Here is a 24,134-nt window from a genome sequence, read left to right as displayed (position 1 = left end):
GTCCTCTCTCTACTAAAAATTAAAATCTAGCTGGTTAAAAAAATCTTGCACGACTTTACCATCCGTTTTTCCTAAATCTAGACCTAATAGCTTAGCAAATGTTGGTCCTTCATCGATTAAATGCATGGAAGGAACAACGACATTTCTTTTTATCCCTTTACCTGCTAATAACAGAATAGTTGTGTAATCTTCTTTTTCAGGGGAATACCCATGACACGCATGTGTATAACGCTTTCTTCTCACATCTTGATCAGTAATTTCATTCAGAAAAGAGCCTTCATGATCTTCGTTAAAATAAAAGCCGCATCTGGCTTCTACCATAAACGCACAACAATCATCAGCACCTGTGGCAGCTGCTTCTTCTTGACTGTAGATTTTTTCAATACCATTTCTTTCATCAACCAATAAGTGGTTAAGCAGTTTTTTCACTACCTCCTTTGTTTGTATATCAGATGAATCCTTAAGGTAAATATATGCTGATCCATCACAACTTTTGCAATAGGCTTTCCAATTTCGTATAACCCCTTTAGAATCAGTGTCTATGATTTGTTGTTCTTTTAATAACACATTCAGTTTAATAGCTTTGTTCTCATCGAGTGCGCTATGATCTCCTAATACGGCGATCGTCGTTTCTTCATAGATTCCGGCTTCCTTTAAGGATTCGACAATTCTACCGAGTCTGTTGTCATGTCTCTTTATTGCATCCATTGCTTCATCAGAAGAAAAGCCATGGTAGTGTCTCTGTGAATCCAAATCCACAAAATGTACAAGCAATAGCTGAGGTTTTTTATTCTTAATCGTATGTATTGTGGACTCTAAAACAAAATCATCAAGCTCAGGCTGGTTCAAACCACTACGCAAATGTCCGAAACGAAGGTTCAAATCAAGTTGGTATCTTTTACTTCCGTTTAAGAGAGAAACAGGAATCTGATGGTGCCACTTACGGTTCGCAAAGATCTCAGGCATGTTGTAATCGATGTTCGCTCTTGCAGTGACTGGCCATAGGAGTGCACCAGTAGTCATACCTGCTTTTTTAGCTTCATCATATAAAGTAGTTCCTTTAATATGTTTTCTGTGCCAATACCAATCAGGCGAAGCTTTGCCCGGCTGTGTTAACGTGTTATTTACGATTCCATGGTTTTTTGGGTACCTTCCTGTAACAATCGAGGTATGACAGGGATACGTTACAGAAGGATAGATTGTCTCTACTTTTTTGCAATGGGAGCCTCGATTTAAAAATTCCTTAAAATGCGGAAGTTGCTCTAATAAAGGAAAATCAAGGGATGAAAGACAGTCAAAAGAGATGACAACTAAATGATTGGTTAGACGGAACATAACACTCCTCCAAAAGTTGCTAAGATTAACCATTCTAAATTAAATGATAGCATAAGGGAATATATCGCGTGTAAAGTCTGTGTATGAATTATAAAAAATCATATCATTTCCTTTCCAAACTTTGTAAGTTGTGTTATGAATGAATTATCTCATTAAATAGCGGGTGATGAAATGATCAAATGGTGGTTAGGTGTTGTATTGATGTTTTTTATCACAACCGGAGTTATATTGTATGTCTTCACGATGGATTACGCTTCCGAAAAAGCAATGATTGAAATTACAAAAGAATTAAAGTCCAATGAAGATGAGATCACAAAACTTCTAGAAGATCCAGAGATTAGAAAGTACATAGAAACAGGAAAACCTCCAAAGCAGAAGTTGCCATTTACTACAAAAGATGATGCTGTTCAATTAATATCTGAAAGATACTCGGTTCAAGAGTTAGCAGGAATCAGAGAAAAAGTAAGTAAAGGCTTGAACGAAGATGAAAAGCTAGCGGTATATGAGAAGCTGCTCGAAAAAGTTACGGATGATGAGCTGATGGCGTTGAAAGTAGTCGCTTTAAAAGAGATAAAGAAAAAATAAAAAAAGCCCCTACGTAGGGCTTTTTTTGTGTCGCTAAAACGATACTCTAATCTTTCCATCAACTTTTGAAATATAGTAGCCTTGATTTTCGCCCTCCTTGACTTGAATAGGTTCTCCCGTTTTAATGACTTCTTGAATTTGATCTTTAATCGTGGGATGCATATCGTATAGAACTTCAACGTTTTCGATTGAAACCGTATTGATACCCGTACTAAAGCCCATAATCAATTGATCGGTAGAATTATCAAACATCAAAAAACAATCACTATTCTCAATCGCATAAAGAGCAGCATCATGTTTCTTTGCGATGGCTACGAGATGTTTTAAGTTCTCATGTGTGTCATCCATTAAGCTCACGTATGTGTAACCGTCGATGATTTTAGTTTCCGGAAACTTCGCTTGTGTTTGCTCTTCTTGTTTAGGTTTTTCCTCCACATTTTTTGTTTGAGGCTGAACAGCAGGCTTTGGTGCAGGTTTTGTTGTTTCAATTTTATTTTCTTTAGGCTTTTCGGAAATCTGTGGCTGTTTTACATTTTCTTTTTTAACTGGATTTTGAACTGTTTTATCAATTTGAGATTGAACAGGAACGTGCACTTTCGAAGCTGCTGCCAGTTGTTCATTTTCTTCGACATCATTTTTTTTATGTTTCAGAACCTCATTTGATCGTTCAGAAGTAACTGCTTCATGTTTAAGAGGAGCATTTTGTTCTGTTGCTCTTACTTTGCTTTCAAAATCGTTATTATTTAATACCCCGATTGTTAGTAATGCTGTTGCTGTGAAGATTACCGTACGTTTTTTGAATTTCAATTTAAATCCTCCTCAATGTCTTGATATTTATTAGACGAGAGAAGTGCTGTTATGGTTTCACTAATATTACATAAATATTTCATAGATGTTACAAAATGATTTTTTCTAGAAAAAATTAGGAACTTTAAAGGGGATTCTATGGATAAAAAGAAGTCATTACATACGTCGGTATTAGGAGGAAATAAGCAAGTAATATATTTTACATAATTATGAAAGCGCATTCAAAGTAATTTGTTTTCACATTTATTGCATTGGAGGAGTTATGCTTATGCTGGGAATGGAAGATGGACTTATCGCATTTGTATGGGTGGCTACTGTTGTTTCGGCATTAGGATGTGTTGTATTTGGTGGATTCATGTGGAACAGGGGAGGCGATGACTCAAAATGAATTTTGCAGTCCTTATCCCAATTCTTATCGTATATATGGGTATCATGTCATGGCTTGCTTATTATGGATATAAAAAGACTGTAACAGAATCAGATTATTTAGTAGGAGGGCGAAATATCCACCCTGCGATCATGGCATTGTCTTACGGAGCTACTTTTATAAGTACATCGGCCATTGTTGGTTTCGGTGGCGTTTCAGCAGCTCATGGATTTAGCTTGTTATGGCTAGCCTTTCTTAACATCGTACTAGGAATATTTGTCGCATTTGCGATTTTTGGAACCAAGATTAGAAAGTTGTCACTAGATCTAAACGCTACAACGTTTCCTACATTGCTAGGAAAAAGATATGATTCAAAATTTATCACAGTTTTTTCAGGAGCTATGATTTTTATTTTAATGCCAGCCTATACGAGTATCGTTTTGATCGGAGGAGGAAGATTTCTTCAAGAATCACTTTCCATGAACTTTAATCTCGCTCTTATTCTGCTAGCTGCAATCATTGGGATTTATGTAGTAACAGGTGGAATTAAGGCCGTCATGTATACCGATGCGTTTGGTGCGGTTGTCATGTTGATCGGGATGGCTATCTTCTTATTTGTCACCTACCAAGCAGTAGGAGGCATTATGGAGGGGCATAATGGATTAACCGCAATGAAGGATCTTGTGCCTCAAGCTCTTGTCGATCAAGGTCATCAAGGCTGGACAAGTATGCCTGAATTCGGATCTCCACTGTGGTGGACCATTGTTAGTACCATAATCATGGGTGTTGGAATAGGAGTGTTAGCGCAGCCTCAACTCGCGATGAGATGCATGACTGTAAAAGATGATCGAGCACTTTATCGTTCTGTATTAGTCGGTGGTGTTTTTATCTTTTTTATGACAGGTGCAGCTTTTGTGATCGGCCCGTTAAGCAATCTTTATTTTTATGAAAAAACGGGTGAGATCGCATTAACAGCCGCAAAAGGAAACGTCGATCTTATCATCCCTATCTTCATAAACCAAATCATGCCTGAATGGTTTATCTATCTGTTTACACTCACTTTATTATCTGCCACCATCTCTACAATTAGTTCTCTTATTCATGTTCAAGCAACGGCTTTTGGCCAAGATATTTTAAAGACACTCGGTGTAAAATCCCTTTTTGGATCTAAGCTTAACCCTTCTAGAATTGGGGTGCTTATCGGTGTGATCGCTGCAGTCATTTTAGCTTATATACTACCAGCTGGAATCATCGCTCAAGCAACGGCTTTTTGGTTTGGCATATGCGCAGCAGGATTCATGCCAGCTCTGATTGGAGCACTATATTGGAAAAGAGCTACGAAGACCGCAGCTACAGCAAGTATGATCGTCGGATTTACTGTAAGTATCATCGGTTTCTTATTCATACACCTTAAAGAATCTGCTGCTATCGGGTTATCACAAGCATGGTTTGGAAAAGCAGCACTATTTCCTTATCCATGGACACACATCGATCCTCTATTCTACGCTTTACCTTTATCTTCAGCCGTATTCATAATCGTTAGCTTACTCGATAAAAGAACAAGCTTTACACAGAAAAAAGAAAAAGAACCAATGATACCTGCTGTACCGGAATAAAGTCTCATATGTAAATTCAATTAAATAGAAGAAGTATGAACCTCCATTATTTGTTGCAAACTAGGAACAGATAAAGGAGGTTTTTTACATGGATCAAGTAAAAGTCATTATTATGAAATTTCTTGTGTGCCTGATCGCATTTTGGATCGGACTCGATCTGTTCTTTGACGCTTCGATCAGTGATGTCGTTTCTTTTGCGGTTACAACAACTGCAATCACATACATTGTAGCGGACCGCATTTTGTTGCCGAGAATAGGTAAGAACAACACGTTGATGGCAGAATTTATTTTAGCGTATCTAGTGGTTTGGATTTTCGGATCGATCCTGTTGAACGGATACATGCAGATCGCGTGGGGAAGTGTAATCGCAGCGGGGATTATCACCGCTACAGAAGTTTTTGTGCATCAATACTTATTAAAGCACATGCCTTCAAAAAATAAAGAGAGAAACGGGAGGCAGCAAAGAAGGTTTAGACCAGGATTTCGTTATGCAACGGAATTTGCTGAAGAACAAGACCCGAGGAATAAAAATAGAGAAGAATAGAACGATGAAAGTATCATGATGTATTAGCATGATACTTTTTTGTGTCTGAAAAATCCCTAGAACCATTCTCAGTGATTAAAAATTTATGTATGGTGGATTGTATCGCAATTTGCAGAACATATGCCAAGGATATTAACTATTTAAAGAGTTGTTAAGCAACTCTTTTTTGTTTTCTCGGCGAAATAGGATTATGAATAAGTACATGATTATACTCGGGATTAAAAACACTCCACCTATCATCATCCCCATAATTTTAATGATATGTTCTATATTGAGATGTCCTACGATTCTAATTTTTCTAACGTTTCATACCACAATTTACCGCTATCTTCCTTTTGATATTATGTAGTAAAGTTACAAAGGTTACAGAACTATTACAGGGGGATATCAGTGAAACGATTAATAGCCATCATTTCTTTATTTAGCTTGTTTTCAATTGTTCCAATTACTGTTGAAGCAGCAGGAAATAATACACTTTCCATAAGCTCAGTGACTGTGAACAAAGCGAATGTTTATAATACATCAAAATCAAGTTCTCAAGTTATATCAGTGTTAAAAAAGGGTGAAGAGTATCCGATTGTTGGTTCTGCTATAGGAGATTCCACAACTCCTATTATTCATACAGTAGTTTCAGGAAATACGTTATGGATCCTTGCAAATCAATACGGTGTTTCAATAAGTGAATTACAAAAAGAAAACAGATTAACTTCAACAAATTTAAAGATTGGGCAGAAAATTAAAATACCCCAAAAGTATACGATCCATTCTGTAATAGCTAAAGATACGTTATGGAAAATTGCTACGAAGTATGCAGTAACGGTAAACGATTTAGTTAAGTTGAATAATTTAAAATCTACATCTTTGTATATAGGTCAAAAAATTAAGATTCCTGATTATTACTATCAGATTCAGTTGTTAGAAGGCAAAAAAGGTTTTATACAAAGATCTAAGATTGTAGTAAAAACTCAAAAACGAATCCTTTTAGGCTGGAACTACAATGGGACGACAGATTCGTTAATTCAACAAAATAAACAGCCAAACCTAAACGTAGTTTCTCCGCGTTGGTATACTTTAAACAATGCTGATTCTGTAGTAACTAACTCAGCAGATTCACGTCTTGTTCAATCTGCACATGCAGAAGGCAAACAAGTATGGCCGCTGTTCGGAAACAAGTTTGATCCGGTTCTGACCGATTCTGTTCTCAGTGATGCACAAAAGAGACAAAAATTAGTCACTTCACTGAGAGACTCGCTACGACAGAACGGAAGTGATGGGATTAATGTTGATTTCGAGAATATGGACATTAAGAACAAATCCGATTATGTACAATTCATCAGAGAGCTTAAAGCGGCACTACAACCTTATGGAATTCTTGTGTCAGTAGATGTAACTCGAGAGAACGAAGATCCATTCTGGTCTGGAAGTTTCGATCGCCGAGAACTTGGAAAAGTAGCTGATTATATTGTACTAATGGGCTATGATGAGCATTGGGGCGGTAGTCCAGTTGCTGGATCGGTTGCATCGCTTCCTTGGCTACGAGACGGGATTGAATTATTGATGAGAGATGTTCCCTCACATAAGATCATCCTAGGTATTCCTTTCTATACACGGGAATGGGTTACGAATTTGTCTACTAACAAGGTGAGGAGTTATGATCGCACGATGAAAGAGGTCGAGGCGATTATTGCAGCCAAAGGACTTCAAAAGACTTGGGATTCAAAAACTTCTCAAAACTATGTGGAATACACTGAAAATGGCGAGAAGCATCAGATTTGGGTCGAGGATAAAACTTCTATACAACATCGGATGAATTATGTGAACCAGTATCATTTACGTGGGGCTGCAGCATGGTATATCGGTTCAGAAACACAAGATGTTTGGGCGATCTTTGATTCTTACAGATAAACATAGTTAATAATGGATGTGCTAACTAGAAATAGTTTTGCACGTCCTTTTATTATTCTCTCAATTTAATATTAAGATATTCAACAATGCATATTTTGACCAGTTTGATATTTTTATATTAGTATTGATAAAGCAAAGAAAAACCCTTGATACATCAAGGGTTTTGAAGGTTTATGTATGGTGGAGACTAGCGGGATCGAACCGCTGACCTTTTGGCTGCCAGAGGAAATCTTGAAATAAAACTGAGTTAATTCAAATTAACTACGATAAAATAAGTCTTGCTTTATAAGGTTTTTTTAGAAATTTAGATATATTTCAGTCAATCTAAACCAAAAGAATAAATTATGTCTGTGCACCATTTTGTGCACTGCAATTTATTTGAATTAACCTAAAAAAATAATAAACAAAAGTAAACTTCAGATTGGTGCTCTTAGATTAATGGGCCATGCTCCTTTAATGCGAACTTTTATAATCCCAGTATCCTGTAGCGACTTTTTCCAATTGATCTCTCATGTATTCCTTTAGATCGTCTTCCATTTCATCTCCTTCAACCTCATCTATAGTAAATGTAATTTGCCTTGCTCTTTTAAAATCCATTACCATTACGTTTCGATATAAAATTCGTAAGACTCTTTACTGTAGACATAATAACGTATCTCATTTTTTAATCACCCCTTTGGAAATCATATATATGAATTTACGTTCGATTTAAATATAAATAGATCACTGCGTTATATTTTTGGTGGTAATTTTCGCATTTTTCAATTGTTATTTTGCTGTAAAAAGATGTTGTTCCTATCTTTTCTCTTTTAATTGAGATTTCATGAGTTGAGTATCCTTTGACTCCACCTTTTTTTCTGAATTAAGTGGGATAACAAGGTACAAATCTATTTCCACTTAGGTCTATTAGGCTATTTCATTATCCCTGCATTTCTATTAAAATTTTCCTGATATACCAAATATGTTTAAAGGGAGAGTTACATGAAACAGGGGAATTTTTATAACGGTATTGTTTGGTTCATTATTTTTCTACTCGTTTTTACTTCTATTCCTATTGATTCTAAGGCTGAAACAGGTGAATCAGTTCTTACGAATAACGAAACAAATTCAGAAAAAAGTACAGATCCTAAAGTAGATGACAATGCTCAACCTAAAATAGAAGAGATTGTTGAAGAACGGACAGATAACACAAAAGTTTTTGATAATGGTGACGGAACGTTCACTAAAAACATTTACTTTGAACCGGTACATCGAAAAGATGGAGAAGAATGGGAAGAAATCTCTCCTGAACTTCACACGACTACCGTGGGCAATGAGCCTGTCATTGAAACAGAACACACATTATTACAATCTGTGTTTAATCAAGAAATGAAAAATGGTGAATATGCGACGTTTAAAAGAGGGACAGATGCTATTACTTTTTCTATTCTTGAAGCTTCAGGTAATGGTGAGAAGAGTTCAGTTAAAGACGTTAAGCCGACATTTGAAGATAATAAGATTCTCCACAGAAATATTTTCCCAGACGCTGATCTGAGAAACTTTACATTTGATCAGAATGTTAAAGAAGATATTATCTTAAATTCTTACAAAGGATTTAATTCCTTTAAATTCAGATTAAGTACAGGTTTAGAAGCAAAAGAACAAGCAGATGGTTCCATTACTTTTCATAAGAGTGGCGAAACCAAAACTGTTTTCTCACTTCCAAAACCGTTCATGACGGATTCTAATATTGACCCTTTATCAGCTGAAGCAGTGCGATCAGAGAACGTGAGTTATTCGTTCGAACGAGAAAATGAAAATGGATACATTTTAACAGTTACAGCTGACGAAGAATGGCTTAAAGATCCGGCTCGGGAATACCCGGTCTATATCGATCCAACTACGTCACTTGCTACAAGTGCAGATGCATTTGTCATGAGTGCATATCCAACAACAAACTATGGAACACCTACACAGAAATGGGACTCAAGTCAGAACCAATACGTACTAAAAGTAGGTTATTACGATGGCAATACGGGTACCAACTATGCTTTCCTTAAACAAGATATTGCTAAGATTAAGAATGCAGTGATTGATGATGCTAAACTAAAGGTCTTTGTTACCCATTCTTATTATGCAACAACACCAAATGGTCTATGGCTAGATGAAGTTTCGGGTAGTTGGACTGAAACAGGTCTTACTTGGAATAACAAACCTTCATCAGTCAATATCGGTAAGATTGATGTTATGCGTGAACAATGGGGAGAATTTAATGTTCTCAATACTGTTAAAGCATGGGCAGCAGGAACAAAAACGAACAATGGATTTAAACTGCACACTAATGGAAACACACAAGCATACTGGAAAAAGGTAGTCTCGTCAGACAATTCGACGAATAAACCTTTCTTAGCAGTAACTTACCATTATAATGCTCCACCTGCTCCAACTGCGACTGCTCATTCAAATGGTACAGGTTCTGGGACAGGATATCTGAACATCAACTGGACCAAAGTTCCTGGTGCTACAGGATACAAAGTATTAATTTTTAACGGAAAAGCTTACGAGGCGATTAACGTCGGCGATGTTTCCACGTGGTCCACAAAGGGACAGAAACTATGGCCGACTAAAGCTCAGTATGAAAGTGGCGCTTATGGTTTAAGAATTGCTAAAAAAGATGGAACAGAATTTGCGTTTAATCCGAATCCTGTCTATCAGGTCGCTGCCTTAGATGGGGGCACCTATGCTTCTAGAAAAAATTATGCCATTCGCATTGTAGCGATTTACCCTGGCGGTGACAGTCCGCAATCAGGTGCTGCCGTTCCATATATGCCGATGGAAACTCCAAAATTACCAACAGGGAAAGCCTATGCTAATGCGGTAAATGGTAATTCAGGATATGTTAACCTTCAATGGACACCTACTACTGAAGCAGATGGATACAAAATCTTAATGTTCAATGGAAAAACGTATCAGGTAGTAGATGACGTTTCAGCTAACCAGACGACTTGGACGACACAAAATAAAGCAGTTTGGCCGACTGAAGCACAGATTCAACAAGGTTTATTTGAACTAAATACAGAAGAGAAGGGCACTAAAGGAAAGGGTACTGAACTAGCTATTGATCCTGCCCCAGTATATAAAAATGCAGCGAGTGGATATGAAGGCAGAACCAACTATTGGTTTAGGGTTAAAGCATATAGCAATGATGGACATCCTGAGAGTGCTGTATCTGAAGCTTATATGCCTACTATTCCTGCCACTACTATTCCTACTACACCTAAAAGTCCAATAGGAGAAGCATATAATAACTTTAATGATCCTAAAAAGGGCTATGTTGAATTAAAATGGGATAAGGTAGTCAATGCAACGGGTTATAAAATTTGGATCTTTAATGGAAAAAGTTACGAGGCAATTGATGTTGGTGACGTAAACTCATGGTCTACCAAGGATCAAGATATCTGGCCAAGTGATAAAGAAATTCAAGAAGGTAAGTTTCAGTTGCACACAACACCTAAAAATAGTGTAGGTACTGATTTACCCATTGATCCAAGACAAACTTACATTAATTCCGGTGGCACGTACACGACAAGTACAAATTTTTGGTTCCGCATTAGTGCATATAATGATGTGGGTGAATCACCTTATTCATCAACTGCATTTACGCCAAACCTACCTAAACAAAATGATTATTTAGGTGTCGAGAATCATTTGATGGCAGTTTCTGTTCCTAAAGGGTCTGTTAATATATTTGGTAACTTAGTGATTCAAGAATCAGACTTAAGTATTGAGGGTAGAGGGCCATCTGTACATGTTTCTAGGACTTTTAACAGTCAGTCTGAAGTAAGTGGTGCTTTTGGAAAAGGATGGACATCTAACTTAGATTTTTCTGTTAAAGAAAACCCACAAGGAAATGTAATCATTACGGATGAGGATGGTTCCAATCATCAATATATCAAAGATTATAAAAATGGTGGGTATCAAAGACCACCTGGCAGATATGAAATATTAACAAAAGATTCTACTAGTGGATTCTTTTATTTAAAAGATAAAGAGCAGACATCGTACATGTTTGGAACAAACGGAAGGATTAAAGAAATAACCGATTCTCATAATAACAAAGTGGTTTTTAGTTACAATATATCTAATCAGTTAACTAGCATTCAAGATGCAAGTGGTAGAACTACAATTGTTTCTTATGATCCTGCAGGAAGAATCAATACTATAAAAGATCCTGAGGGGCGAACTTTTACTTATACCTATATCGGAGATTTATTAACTGAATATCAAGATTCAGAAAAGGCTCGTACAAAATACATTTATGATAACAATGTCCTAAAAAGTATCCAAGAACCTACGCATACAGCTGAGAAACCTGTAGAGACTCATATTATATATGAAGGTGATAAGGTAAAATCAGTTAAAGATGTATTAGGATCAACAACTACTGTCAATTACACGCCGAATTTGCATAAATTGTCAGTTGTTAATCCGAACTTAAGTGTCACAGAGCATTACTTTAATACTAAAGGCAATGACGTTCATACAATTGAAGATGTTACAGGTTTAAAATTATTAACTAAATACACATATGAAAACAATTTATTAGAAGAGGTAAAAGATCCAAAAGATAAAATTACTAAATATAGCTATGATGCTGAAGGAAATACTCTAACCATCCAAGAGCCTAATGAACAAATAACATCCTATACTTATGATGAGTTTAATAACGTTTTGACAGAGAAAGACGGTTTAGGAAATGTTACGAGTAATACTTATAATATAAAAAATGAACTGGTAGAGACGTTAGATCCAGAAGGAAATAAAACATCTTTTGGATACGATCAGTATGGAAACCTTACTTCTATTACAGATTCTAAAGGTCAAACCACTTTCTTTACCTATGATTCTAAAGGGAACTATGTCATTAGTGAAAAAATACCTGACCGGCTTGAAAGTGAACAACAACCAACTATAATAAATAATGATGTGTTAGGTGCTCCGACTAATGTAAGGGATGGAAACGGAAATACCACTTACTTCAGTTACAATAGTAACAAAGAATTAATTCGAGTTTCAGATGCTAAAGGGAAAGAAACTTTGTATACTTATGATTCAATGGGTAATATACAAAAAGTATTAGATGCAAGAAAAAATATTATTGAGTATAAATACAATGAATTTAATTTAATCACAGATCACAAAAACCCATTAAATCAGACCATTAAGTATCAATATGACAAATTTGGTAATTTAAATAACATAGCCTATCCCAATGGAAATTCAGTGAAATATGGATACGATATGTTAAACCGACAAACATTTAAAGAAGTAGATACTCTAAAATGGAATTATGAATACGATAACAATGGAAATTTAACCACTGTTATCCTTAATTCTACACACGATTCAAAATACATTTATGATGATAGTAATCGTTTAGTTAGCGAAGTAAAAGGATTAAATTCTACATCACTTAATTATGATTTAAATGATAATTTAATCTCTCTCAATAGTAGGATAGGGACTTTAAACTCATTGACAGAGTATATGTATAACACCAAAAACAAGTTATCTCTTTTAAGTGATATCTACTTTAATGAAAGTCTGCAAGCAAGTTACTTTTATGATGAAAGATCCAATGAAAAGAAGATCACTCGAAGTAACGGAACTAGTACAGATTTCTCTTATAATGAGCCTAATCAATTAAGTACTATAACCAACATTCATCAAGATGGCTCCATAATAAATACTTATAATTATAAATATGACCAAAACGGGAATATCATTTCTTTTAATACCAATAAAGGAACTATTACCTACGTATATGACTCTTTAAATCAATTAGTTAAAGAAGTACTCCTAGATGGTACAGAAATAATTTATGAGTATGATGAAGTAGGTAATCGAACAAAGAAAACTGAGAGTAAAAATGGTAGCATCAATACTTTTTCATTCCAGTATGATGCTGCCAACCAACTAATCTCAGTAAACGGAAAAAATAATCAATATGATTCTAATGGAAATTTAACTAAAGATGATAATCATATTTATGTTTACGATGGGGAAAATCAGTTAATAGAAGTGAAAAATCTGTTAGGAACGAGTATAGCTAAATATACTTATGATCATGAAGGAAGACGTTTTAGCAAAAAAACATCAGAAGGTACAACTAATTACTTCTACAATGGTAACAAAGTGATTTATGAAACAGATGAAATGGGTAATTTATTAGTAGAGTATACGTGGGACGCAATAGGAAACCCTGTAACCATGATTAAAGAAGGGCAAATCTATTATTATCATTTTAATGGTCATAAAGATATAACTGCTTTAACAGATACTAGTGGCAATATTGTAGCTGAATACGAATATGATGCCTGGGGTAATATTGTTTCTCTATCAGGAGAAATAGCGGAGAGTAACCCGTATCGTTATTCAGGTTATAGACACGATGAGGAAACAAAAAATTACTATCTTATGTCAAGGTATTACAATCCTGAAATCGGAAGATTTTTAACGAGAGATTCTTATCTAGGTGAAGTTAGTGAACCATTAAGTTTAAATTTATATTCGTATACCCACAATAATCCGGTTATGTTTTCAGATCACAATGGTTATGCACAACAAAATGATGGATTTGGACACGGAGTAATACAAAGAGGTGGAGGTGGAGCAAGTTACGCATCACCGAAAGTTGGTGGTAATGGTGGAGCAAAAAAAACCAAGAGTAAGAAATCGTCATGGAAAAAAATGAGCACCAAAGAAGCCACAGAAGCAGCGAGGAAATTAGGATATACTCCTACCAGTTCCTATACTAAAAATAATCAAAAAATCTTTTATAAAAAGAAAAATAAAACTTATATAAGTCAAGATATTGGCAGTGGTGATGGAAGCCCCCCTCATAATGGTGGAGTTTGGAAAATGGCTAAATCACCTGATGCTCTTAATAGTAAAAAGTCCAGACTAGGCACTTATGATAAAAACTTAAAAAGAATAGGAGACTAAATATGTATAAATATCGAATAACAAAATATAATCCGGTATTTAGAGATAATGAAGGGATATACCTAGAAAATGATTGGACAGGAATTAGTGATTTAGGAAAATCATTTAATGGCAAAGAGCTAACGATGGAACAATATAAAGAAACAGAGGAAAATTATATTAGCGCAATCCAGTTAATAATGAGTTACATGAAGACGCCTTATTTAAAAATAGAAGACGCAATTCAAAGTTTTTCTAAAGATATGTTCTTTGATTTAATTGCTGATTATAAACCATTATATACAAAAGATATTATTGATTTTTATCTGGATATTAAAAATATTAATGAAGTAAGGCAGGATAACTGCAAACTTCTTTTATCTTTAATGCTAAGAGAGGATATAGGAGCAAAAGTTTTTTATCCAAGGAAACTAAAAGTCTTTATTGGATACGATTATTTAATGAGTGTACACACATCAAGACCTCTTGAACCTATATTTCATGAAATTGAGCAATACAATTTGTATGTAGAAGATTTTAGTAATTAGCCTTTTAATATGAAAAGAGGAGAGACCTAATAGTACAAGGTCTCTCCTCTTTAAATTCAATTACTTTAAATAAAAACAGAGTAACACTTAGATATCCAGTTTCTAAATTATATATAGGAATTAAGGAATATGTATGCTCCAGATAATGGGGATTCTTCGACCAAAAAATACATTTAATTGGAGTGTAACGAATAATAAGGGTAAGCCTAGGATTCCTAAAATATAAATATAATTTCCTAGTTCAAAAAATACTAAAAAGAGCAATATTCGACTCGCTGTCAGAACATTAAAAAGGTCCTAACATACTTAGCCAAAATATGCTAAGTATGTTAAAACCTTTTGTTGAAATTAATACATATTTAGTATCTTTAAAAATAGCACTTTTTTCAACAAGCTGAGCATGATAAGCTCTTCTTCAGACCAAACCTTCTAATTCCAATAACCGCTTTCATGAAATTGTACTTGTGCAATTCCACTTAAATAAGTTAAAAACTCTACTGTATAACCGTTAATACCACTTCTATGGAGACGTTGTAGTGTACTATATTGTACTTTTTTGTCCATAATATGTGTTTCTCCCGGTACCTTTGTAAAAGAAATTTCATGATTTGGTGCTCTATCATGATAGCCAGAAATCTCGAAGTATCCGTTTCTATATACATCTCCATTTACTTGATATGTGATTCCAGGTGCGGAAAAACCAGCTACATCATGCATCTCATTTTTTGCATTATGATTAATTAAAAATGAGGCACGATCAGTTCCTTCATATTTTGATGTTAAATACATATTCTTTTGACTATTAGGTTCTGTTTTCCATTTTTTTGTTACTTCGTTTCTACCTGTAGTTGGATTGGCATGTGCAAAAAATCGAACTACACTTCCTCCTGCTGGTAAGAATGAAACTCTTGTCCATGTTCTTGTTCTATAAGTTTTCCATGGTACATTATATTGGTCAAATCCTCTGTCATCACCTTTAAATAAATCATAAGGTGATCCGGGTACATCCATTTTAACTTCCGGTGTAGGAATGAATGTACTATAGACGAACTCAACTCCAGGATCATTATTAATCCAGTGTCGAACTACTGAAGCAGCATTTACAGCATTACTTTTTTCCTGTTTAAGTGTTTTGATTGAACGAGCAACCTCATACGAGTTATTTAATTCTTTTTCTTCAATTAGTGTTGGAGAAACTTTGTATTCCTTTAACATGTTAATCGCTTTTTGTTTTTGTTCTTTGGAAATCTCTATTTCACCTACTACCGAATATCTATAAACCTCTATAGTTCTATGTGAAGACACAAGTCATTTTCATAAAACAAACGATGTTCATTATAAGGTCTTAAATAAAATGGAGACTTTTCTTCACAAAAATGAACGATTTTCCTATTCTATTCCTAGTAAAAAAACTAAAGTTTTTATTGTGAAAAAAGTAATTAAATGAGCACTCTTAACAAAGTGTTTAATTAATAGGAGGATACATGCATTTTATCCATAGAATATTTTCTAACTATGTTCATAATAAAATGACCAATGAAGAATCGAAATCTTTTATTCTTGGAACGTTTGCTGCCCTTACAGAAGAACATACGACAGATCATCAGAAGGTAAAAAGAATTGAAGATGTATTTAGAACTGTATATTTAAATCAAGATGGTAAAAGAATACTTAAATAGAGTGTTCTTTTTTAATTTCTACATTTAAGGAAATAGCTTCCTCAATATCTAATATACTTGTTTGCATTTGCTGAAGATAAAAAATTGAAAAGCACTGATTTTAGTGCTTTTCAATTTGTTTTTAAAATAGTATTTAACACTGATATTATAAAAAGGATTAGATATTAAACTCGATTTCTTAGCCAGTTAAAGAATTCAAACCGGAATACTCTTTTGCATCTACCAATTTTGAGTAATGGAAAATCTGTTTGATTCATCAACTCATATGCAGTTGGTTTTGAAATTTTTAGGATCTGGCTAATATCTTTGGCTGTTAGAACCAATGGATAATTTTCTTCCTGTTCTTTAACGATCATTTTGTACACTTTTTTTCATTATTATTGTTTTTTTCTTTCAGTTTTTCCTTCCAATTTTCTAGCAGTTCAATTGCTTGCTTTCTTTTTAGATTTTCTAAATTATGCTGGCTTGAATTAGCTTCTTTATCCATAAGAAAAACCTCCTTTTTAGGAGGTTGAACATAATTAGAGACTAGTATAATGTTAGACTTTAAAAAGTCTATAAGGTGATAAGCGATTTTAATTCAATTGGTGTATTTACTATTTTTGAACGGCTTTTGCAAACAATAACAGGATTAAATCGTTCTTTTATGATTGTTTTAAAATAACCGGTTTGAGTTGGTCTAAAACACATTAAATTTTCTTTGAGAATTTTGAAATCATATAATACATTGTTCTCGCTAAATACCTCAATAATAAATCCACCTAATTCATATATTGTAACTCTTAGGTAAATTTTATGGGTGTTGTCCAATCTAAGGATGACTCCTCTAATATCATATATCCACTGATTATTCGTCTTTCTATGTTTCTCTTTCTTAGGTTTTAAAGCTTTCTCCTCTGTTTCATTTAAATAAACAAGAAATTCTTCTAACGATAAACAATCAGCGACATTTTCAAAATGATCGATGGACCAGGTAGGCTTAGGATTTCTTTCTCGAATCCAAGTCACAGGTAATCGTGTGAAAATAGCTAGAGCTCCATATAAATCATTAGGTAAATCATTTTTAATTATAGATCTTATTTCACCTTTATATTTTTCTTTTGTCTTATGCTGTCCTTTAAGAACTCTCAACCGGTCTTTCGGAATTCCATATTTATCTGTTAAGCTCTCGTTTGTCATACCGAGAAGCTGACTGTGTAAAAGAATCCTCATCCGCCCTTCTAATGAAAGAGCGAGCAAAAATTTTCTAAACAGGACCATATCTATTTTTAGTAAATCTAACTCCTCTAAATCAAAAGACAGTCTTCCTGCACTATCTGTCTTCTTTGAAAAAAAGGTTTCTTCTGAGATTTCCCCTTTTATAAAATCTAAAAAAGCAGATCTTGGTTCCTTCATATGTATCACCAAGATAAGTTTACTGTCATGTATGGAAGTTTCTCTATGAGAGACTTATAAAAGTCTCTTCTTTTGATTTTTCCCTTTAAAGGATACGATATGAATTAATGTAAGACTGGGTTGATATATGGCTTTACTTAACTTTAATGGATAAAAAGATTCATTATAAATATTAGCTATTATCATTCATTCCCACACTCCTTTCAAAAATTAACAAAAAAATCGTATCCAAAATTCGGAAAATATGTTACCGTATCCTTTAGTAGGATAAAGAAAATATTCGTAGAAATGGGATTCCACGAATATTTATGGAAATGTCTGGTAACAATGTTACCAGGCATTTTTTTTTTGCTCCGCAGAGTTAATTAGTTCGCCGCCATTATTTGGTTGATCCAAACAACGTTTTTGTTAAATAGATTATACCAGAATTTGCAAATTTAAAGGAGGTAAAAGATTAGATGTTATTAAAGCAAGAAGTGGAATTAAAGACTTTAAGTAAAGATAAAGCTCAAATCGCTGATTTTCTTTTTCGTCAGAATATCTATTACCAAAATACGAAAAAAAAGTATGAATATACGATAATGGACTTTTCTTTTTTTTTAGGAAAAGAGTGGAATGAAGTAACTTTGCAAGATTATCAAAAGTATATAGATTACTTAGGTAGTTTGTATGCTTATAAAGGGTATTCATCATCACTTGTGAACGAGAAAAAGGGAATGATAAAACGGTATTTGGTTTACTTAGTTGGAAAGAAAATCATCTATCTTGATGCCAATTTTAAGCAGTATCTCAAAATACGAGACATAAAGTCTAATTCAACTAAGAAAGGTCAAAGAAGTCATACTCATGCATCAAGAAAAATTACACCACCAGAAATCATAATAGAATTTCAATTATTTCTAAAAAAAGAGGAGTACTCTGATTCATCGAAGAATAAGACAAAACTTATGAACTTCCACCAATTTTTAATGAAGAATGGTGTATCCATAAATGTATTCTATGAGGAAAATAAAGAAGAATTATTATGGGAACAAATCGGTAAATATGAAAAAATGCTATCGTCGCGGATTTCTATGGAAGAAATCCGATTGAGTACTGCTACATGCTATCTTAGAGCGGTGCAACTGTTTGTCAAATTTTTAATAAGTCGATCCTTAGTCAGCAAAAGATACACCATTCCTCTTGGTTTGCGCGGAAGAGCACAACGTAGAAATGATTATGTACCAAAAGAAAGAATGATTGAGTTAATAAACGCTATATATGAATCCTCCCTACATGTTACACGAGATTTGTCGGTCTTCTTAATTATTTTAGATACGGGATGTAGACCAATTGAAGTATCGAACTTGACTATAAATGATGTTGACATGGTGGAAAAGACCCTTTCTCTCCATTGTGACAAAACGGAAAGACGAAAAGTGAAAATTAGTCATGAAGTGATGGAGGTCATTAGAGATTACCTTGATTGTAGGAATGAATATAAGCCCAAAACGAATCATTTATTTGTGGGACATAGAGGTGGTCAACTCACCCCAAGTGGTATTAATATCGTTTTTTATAATGCTAATAAAAACGCATTCGGTGAATCTCTCTATCCAGCATTAGCGTTTCGCCATACTTTTATTACAAATGCATTAGATGAACACAATTTTCAGCGCGTTTCTAAGGTAATCGGGCATAAGGATTGGAAGTCTACCAACTATTATGTAAGTCGATCTAAAAAGCGGCTATTAACCAATACCTTAGATAAAAGTCCACTAATGGGAATGAGGTAAAATAATGACAATAAAAAAACAAACAAATATAGATTACAAGTCATTAGTAGCAGAGTTAGGTATCTCTATTGAAGAACTCCGGGAAATAGTTGAAAAAAAGAAGAATTATATTCCCAGTCCTCATCAACAGGTGTCTTTTGTTCAAATCCTTGATGAATATATTAACAATCTAAACCGGCTTGGAGAATCAAATAAGAGAACTACTACCACTTTAGTAACTTATTTAAATTTTTTAAATCGGGTTAAAACATTTGTGATTGAAAATCACCCCCATTTAAAGATTTATCAATTAAATGAAGAAATAATTCTCACTATATTGGAAAAAAGTTCTCCAAGAAAAGAGGCTAAACTATCAATAAATACTGTAAATAAATATATGGCTATTATTCGCAATTTATATAAATTCGCTTTAGAGAAAGGGTATTTAGAAAAGGACCTGCGTTATAAATTTTCTCTAACCTCTGTAAGTACATTGCCCAGATATTTAAATGAGGATCAAATTGAAAATGTTCTTAAAGGTGCTTTGCAAAAAACATATGGTTATCGTAAAAGAGCTATGCTTATGTTTTTATTAGGTACTGGCTGCAGAGTAAGTGAACTTACAAATATAAGAGTGAGTGATTTTAATGTTCATGAAGATCTGATCTTTATCCGGAAAGGAAAAGGTAATAAAGATCGGTACATTCCTATATTCAAAGAAGTAAAAACTACTGTATTGCATTATTTGAAATTGAGTGGTGTCCACAAATGGAGCCCGGATTTAAAAGGATACCTTTTTTGCCAAGATGAAGGGCTGGTAAGGGAGAAAAAGGTATTGGAAAGAAGTGTTCAAAAGTTAGTCCGCGATTTGTTTGATTCCGTAGATTTGGGATTGGATTTCACTGTTCACTCTTTTCGTCATACGTTTGCAGTTATGTGTTTGAAATCCGGAATAAAGAAACATCATTTGATGCAAATGATGGGTCATGATGACCCTAAAACTACATCTATTTACACGCAGCTCATTCCACAAGATTTAAAAGAAGAAGTTATGAAGCACTATCCATTTCCATTCGAAGAACTTCTTAATGATCTGATTTAACAGGGAGGTTAAGAGGGTTGAGAAATTTCAAAAAAGAAATTGAGTCTTACATTACACATTCTTCTTATAGCAATCTATATAAAGAGAATAATAAAAAACGCCTATATGAATTCTTAATTTATCTAATGAAACAGAAGAAAATTCTGAAGAAGTTCACTTAGAGAAGGTTTATGAAACAGTAAGTCTTGTTGGGGAAACTTTATTTTTTTCGAGGCTGGACCCAGTGCTAATTGACCAGTATTTTCATGCAAATCTTCATAAAAGTTATCATTGGCTGCACCAGACTCGACGCGCATTACAAAGTTTCTTTCTTTATCTCAATAGAAAATATGATTTTCCTGTTCTAACTGATGAGATGTGTTTTAAGATAGAAAATCATAAGCAACCTCCTCAAAAAAAGGACAAGTATGTCCCCACTAGGCATGATTTACTCAGGTTTTTACAGAGTTTGTTAAGCAAAAGTTCGAATTTAGAAAGAGATCTTTTATTCTTCCTGTTGCTAATTAGCACAGGCTGCAGATCATCTGAAATATTAAATACAAAGGTATATGACATCGACTTTGTTAATGAAACAATATATAGAAAGCATACAAAAAATAAATCTAGTAAATATATAATTTTAAGGGAGGGATTTGGACAAATACTTCAGAGATATATCGAGAGGTTTGATTTGAAAAATGATGACTATTTAATTAATAAAGATGGTCAGAAAATGAACCTTCAAGAGTTACAAAGAGTATTTGAATATTTTTTAAATGATGCTAAGTTACCTTTTTTAACCCTTCATAATTTACGACACTCGTTTGCAACAATAATGGCAGAAAGTGGCGCAGAAATATTAGTGATTCAACAACTACTTGGTCATAAAAAGATTCAGTCTACTAAAACTTATATAGACCAAAACTACATTCGGAATATAGGAATGGAATTACAAGTGAATAAGGAAGTTTATAAACATTTAAAAAAGCGGGGTAAAAAGGTATTATGAATTGCGACTTAAAAAATGGTTTTCATCACTAAGTATCAGTTTAATCCCGAACTAAAGGTAACAAATTAATTTAATTAATTGGCTTTCTGGCAATCAGGGAGTCTTTTTTCTTTGTCTTTGTACAATTTTTTATGACAAAGTCATGGTCTTACTTCACTATCAATGAACTTAAAAGGAATTGATAACATGAGATGAATCTATAAGTAATTCTAGCAGGTATTTAATATAGGAAGAATAAGCTAGTTTTTAAAAATAAAAATAAATTTATATATAAAATTAGAATATTCTATCTAACATCGGAAACACTGTAGAAAGGTTGGTGAATGGAGGTAATATTGGTGAAAGGTTCAATCATCAAAAAGGGCAGTACTTACATGATTCGCTTCGATGTTGGTAGAGGTTTAAATAGTGGGAAGAGGATTCAAAAAGCTAAAGGTGGTTTTAAAACGAAAAAAGAAGCCCAAGAATATCTTGTTAATGCTATTAATGAGGTCAACCAAGGAACTTATCTCCAGCCTAGTAATGAAGAATTTTCGGTCTTCATAGAACGTTGGTTTAATACTTATTATAAAAGAAACGTAGCTGAAACTACGGCCGATATAAGCTGGTGTTTAATTAAAGGTCATTTGATTCCTTATTTTAATAAACAAGTCATTAGCAGCATAACAACCTATCAATTAGATTGCTTTTATAGTGAAAAGCTAGAAGAGGGTTATGCTGCTAAGACGATACGTGAATTACACTCACTTTTGAGAAGAGCATTTGAACAGGCAATTAAATGGAGTTTGCTGAAATTTAATCCAGCAGTTAATGCCACGCCGCCAAAAGAGAAAATTAAAGAAAGAAACACATGGTCTAAAAACGATATTAAAAAATTTATAGATACTGCTAAATTAAGTGATGAGGCAACCATCTATATTATAGCGATCTTTACAGGAATGAGACGGGGGGAAATTCTTGGTCTTAAATGGCAGGATATAGATTTTGATCTAAAAAAGATATATGTAACAAGAAGTTTAGCATTTACAAGTGAAAAAGGCCTATTTTTAAAAGATGTAAAAACGAGTAAATCTAGGAGGCAAATTTCATTATCACCTTATATAATTGATGTTCTTAGACAGCATCAAGTAAAACAAAACAATTTTAAAGAAAAACTAGGTGAAGATTATACAGACAATGATTTAGTGTTTACTTCACTTAACGGGAACTTTAAAGATCCTAGGAATCTTCTTCGTGAGTTTAGTAGGCTAACTAAAAAGGCAGATTTAATTAAAATATCTTTTCATGATTTGAGGCATACACATGCAACTTTATTACTGAAAAATGGAGAAAATCCTAAGGTTGTTTCAGAAAGACTTGGACATAGTCGCGTAGGAATAACTCTTGATTTGTATTCTCATGTTACAGATGATATCCAAGAAGAAGCTGCACTAAGGTTAGAGGAATCTTTTTTCAACAATTTTTGAAATGGCTAGGCGGTGACTATATGAATAAAGAAATTGAAAATTATAAAATTGATAAAACAACTACGCTAATTAAACGGACAAAAGATAATAGATCTTCTACAGATAAATACAGATCTTCAGTTATTAAAAATCTTACGATATTAGATGAATTGTTAAAAGATGCAAATAAATTTAACAAATAGCGATTGTCTCATTGTTAAGCGTGCATTCGACATCAATGATTTCAGGTTTCACAATAAAGTATTTGAAAATAAGCCTTCTTTTCATAATAGAAAAGAAGGCTTATTTGTCTGTGAAACTACACTTTTGCGAACGAAAGATTACCATGTTAATAGTAAGTGATTTTAATGTACGTATATATGTAAATTAATTTTATGAACGTTCTCTTTTTTCTTACAACTTAAATGAACATTTTGGTAAAATATAGATAATGTGACACTAATCGACGAAGGAGGATATATTGTGATTCGGAGATTTGGATACATTCGAGTGAGTAGTAAAGATCAACATGAGGGACGACAACTAGTTTCTATGAAAGATTTAGAAATCGATGACCGTGATATTTTTATCGATAAACAAAGTGGCCGTGATTTTCAGCGTGACCAATATCAATTGTTAAAAGAATTCTGCGCAAGGGAGATATTTTGTATATACATTCATTAGATCGGTTCGGTAGAAACAAAGAAGAAATCTTATATGAATGGAATGACATCACAAAAAACATCCAAGCTGATATTGTGGTTCTGGATATGCCATTGCTGGATACGTCTCAGTATAAAGATAGTCTAGGAACATTTATTGCAGATTTAGTTTTACAAATACTATCATGGATGGCTGAAGAAGAAAGAACCCGAAAAAGGCAGCGTGAAGGAATTGATAGTGCCTTGCAAAGAGGAGTGGCTTTCGGTAGGCCAAGAATACAAATTTCTAAGGAATTTATACAAATATACACTAAGTGGAAAAGAGGAGAACTAACAGCTGTAAAAGCGATGGAAGAAGCAGGTTTAAAAAAGACCACATTTTATAGACTTATAAGAGAACATGAAAAAGATTTAAAAAGATAATCAATTAATGTGGAAA

The 24,134-nt window shown here is 33.8% G+C and carries 19 protein-coding genes and 1 pseudogene; 14 read left to right on the top strand and 6 right to left on the bottom strand.

Going from position 1 to position 24,134, the window contains the following annotated elements:
- Window positions 1–12 precede the first annotated feature (12 nt).
- Window positions 13–1,335 carry an alkaline phosphatase family protein gene (locus ACNJYY_RS16540; RefSeq protein ID WP_416729355.1) on the bottom strand — a complete coding sequence of 441 codons (1,323 nt, stop codon included), beginning with the start codon at window positions 1,333–1,335 and terminating at the stop codon, window positions 13–15.
- A 171-nt stretch (window positions 1,336–1,506) separates the two neighbouring features.
- Here ACNJYY_RS16540 and ACNJYY_RS16535 point away from each other — a divergent pair, with 171 nt between their 5' ends.
- Window positions 1,507–1,920 (top strand): hypothetical protein, encoded by a 414-nt coding sequence (locus ACNJYY_RS16535; RefSeq protein WP_416729354.1) that lies wholly within the window; start codon window positions 1,507–1,509, stop codon window positions 1,918–1,920.
- Between the two features lie 33 nt (window positions 1,921–1,953).
- On the opposite strand, the gene ACNJYY_RS16530 is transcribed toward ACNJYY_RS16535, so the two are convergent.
- A complete protein-coding gene (locus ACNJYY_RS16530; protein ID WP_416729353.1) occupies window positions 1,954–2,727 on the bottom strand; it encodes a hypothetical protein in 774 nt (257 codons plus the stop codon).
- A gap of 268 nt (window positions 2,728–2,995) precedes the next feature.
- Between ACNJYY_RS16530 and ACNJYY_RS16525 the strand changes: the two genes are divergently transcribed.
- The 6 genes from ACNJYY_RS16525 to ACNJYY_RS16500 all read left to right on the top strand — a co-directional run bounded on the left by ACNJYY_RS16525 (window position 2,996) and on the right by ACNJYY_RS16500 (window position 14,670).
- Window positions 2,996–3,115: a symporter small accessory protein gene (locus ACNJYY_RS16525; protein WP_370630121.1), complete on the top strand. Its 120-nt coding sequence runs from the start codon at window positions 2,996–2,998 to the stop codon at window positions 3,113–3,115.
- A complete protein-coding gene (locus ACNJYY_RS16520; protein WP_416729352.1) occupies window positions 3,112–4,710 on the top strand; it encodes a sodium:solute symporter family protein in 1,599 nt (532 codons plus the stop codon). Before ACNJYY_RS16525 ends, ACNJYY_RS16520 begins: the two co-directional genes overlap by 4 nt.
- Window positions 4,711–4,798: 88 nt before the next feature.
- On the top strand, window positions 4,799–5,254 hold the full coding sequence (locus ACNJYY_RS16515; protein WP_416729351.1) for a YndM family protein: 456 nt from the start codon (window positions 4,799–4,801) through the stop codon (window positions 5,252–5,254).
- A gap of 390 nt (window positions 5,255–5,644) precedes the next feature.
- Window positions 5,645–7,159: a glycosyl hydrolase family 18 protein gene (locus ACNJYY_RS16510; RefSeq protein ID WP_416729350.1), complete on the top strand. Its 1,515-nt coding sequence runs from the start codon at window positions 5,645–5,647 to the stop codon at window positions 7,157–7,159.
- A 981-nt stretch (window positions 7,160–8,140) separates the two neighbouring features.
- Window positions 8,141–14,143, top strand: coding sequence for a DNRLRE domain-containing protein (locus ACNJYY_RS16505; RefSeq protein ID WP_416729349.1), 6,003 nt, complete (start codon window positions 8,141–8,143; stop codon window positions 14,141–14,143).
- 2 nt (window positions 14,144–14,145) lie between these two features.
- On the top strand, window positions 14,146–14,670 hold the full coding sequence (locus tag ACNJYY_RS16500; protein ID WP_416729348.1) for a hypothetical protein: 525 nt from the start codon (window positions 14,146–14,148) through the stop codon (window positions 14,668–14,670).
- 429 nt (window positions 14,671–15,099) lie between these two features.
- Here ACNJYY_RS16500 and ACNJYY_RS16495 read toward each other — a convergent pair whose 3' ends face one another.
- Complete coding sequence (locus tag ACNJYY_RS16495) at window positions 15,100–15,975, bottom strand: hypothetical protein (protein ID WP_416729347.1); 876 nt, start codon at window positions 15,973–15,975, stop codon at window positions 15,100–15,102.
- Between the two features lie 179 nt (window positions 15,976–16,154).
- On the opposite strand from ACNJYY_RS16495, the gene ACNJYY_RS16490 reads away from it, so the two are divergent.
- A complete protein-coding gene (locus ACNJYY_RS16490) occupies window positions 16,155–16,349 on the top strand; it encodes a hypothetical protein (RefSeq protein WP_416729346.1) in 195 nt (64 codons plus the stop codon).
- Between the two features lie 164 nt (window positions 16,350–16,513).
- On the opposite strand, the gene ACNJYY_RS16485 is transcribed toward ACNJYY_RS16490, so the two are convergent.
- The 3 genes from ACNJYY_RS16485 to ACNJYY_RS16475 all read right to left on the bottom strand — a co-directional run bounded on the left by ACNJYY_RS16485 (window position 16,514) and on the right by ACNJYY_RS16475 (window position 17,744).
- A complete protein-coding gene (locus ACNJYY_RS16485; RefSeq protein WP_416729345.1) occupies window positions 16,514–16,705 on the bottom strand; it encodes a helix-turn-helix domain-containing protein in 192 nt (63 codons plus the stop codon).
- Window positions 16,702–16,836: a hypothetical protein gene (locus ACNJYY_RS16480; protein ID WP_416729344.1), complete on the bottom strand. Its 135-nt coding sequence runs from the start codon at window positions 16,834–16,836 to the stop codon at window positions 16,702–16,704. The genes ACNJYY_RS16485 and ACNJYY_RS16480 overlap by 4 nt, the downstream gene beginning before the upstream one ends.
- A 68-nt stretch (window positions 16,837–16,904) precedes the next feature.
- The gene (locus ACNJYY_RS16475) at window positions 16,905–17,744 is read right to left on the bottom strand and encodes a hypothetical protein (protein WP_416729343.1); all 840 of its coding nucleotides are present in this window, start codon (window positions 17,742–17,744) and stop codon (window positions 16,905–16,907) included.
- A 458-nt stretch (window positions 17,745–18,202) separates the two neighbouring features.
- Between ACNJYY_RS16475 and ACNJYY_RS16470 the strand changes: the two genes are divergently transcribed.
- The 6 genes and pseudogenes from ACNJYY_RS16470 to ACNJYY_RS16445 all read left to right on the top strand — a co-directional run bounded on the left by ACNJYY_RS16470 (window position 18,203) and on the right by ACNJYY_RS16445 (window position 24,118).
- Window positions 18,203–19,519 carry a tyrosine-type recombinase/integrase gene (locus ACNJYY_RS16470; RefSeq protein ID WP_416729342.1) on the top strand — a complete coding sequence of 439 codons (1,317 nt, stop codon included), beginning with the start codon at window positions 18,203–18,205 and terminating at the stop codon, window positions 19,517–19,519.
- 4 nt (window positions 19,520–19,523) lie between these two features.
- Window positions 19,524–20,600: a tyrosine-type recombinase/integrase gene (locus ACNJYY_RS16465; protein ID WP_416729341.1), complete on the top strand. Its 1,077-nt coding sequence runs from the start codon at window positions 19,524–19,526 to the stop codon at window positions 20,598–20,600.
- Between the two features lie 223 nt (window positions 20,601–20,823).
- Window positions 20,824–21,588, top strand: a complete 765-nt coding sequence (locus ACNJYY_RS16460) for a tyrosine-type recombinase/integrase (RefSeq protein ID WP_416729340.1) — start codon at window positions 20,824–20,826, stop codon at window positions 21,586–21,588.
- Between the two features lie 338 nt (window positions 21,589–21,926).
- Window positions 21,927–23,054: a tyrosine-type recombinase/integrase gene (locus tag ACNJYY_RS16455; protein ID WP_416729339.1), complete on the top strand. Its 1,128-nt coding sequence runs from the start codon at window positions 21,927–21,929 to the stop codon at window positions 23,052–23,054.
- Between the two features lie 20 nt (window positions 23,055–23,074).
- The gene (locus tag ACNJYY_RS16450) at window positions 23,075–23,236 is read left to right on the top strand and encodes a hypothetical protein (protein ID WP_416729338.1); all 162 of its coding nucleotides are present in this window, start codon (window positions 23,075–23,077) and stop codon (window positions 23,234–23,236) included.
- 277 nt (window positions 23,237–23,513) lie between these two features.
- A pseudogene (locus ACNJYY_RS16445) lies at window positions 23,514–24,118 on the top strand (recombinase family protein).
- Window positions 24,119–24,134 lie beyond the last annotated feature (16 nt).

It is taken from the genome of Fictibacillus tiangongensis (assembly GCF_048083785.1).
Taxonomy (GTDB): domain Bacteria; phylum Bacillota; class Bacilli; order Bacillales; family Fictibacillaceae; genus Fictibacillus.
This window is presented reverse-complemented; position numbering and strand designations above follow the sequence as displayed.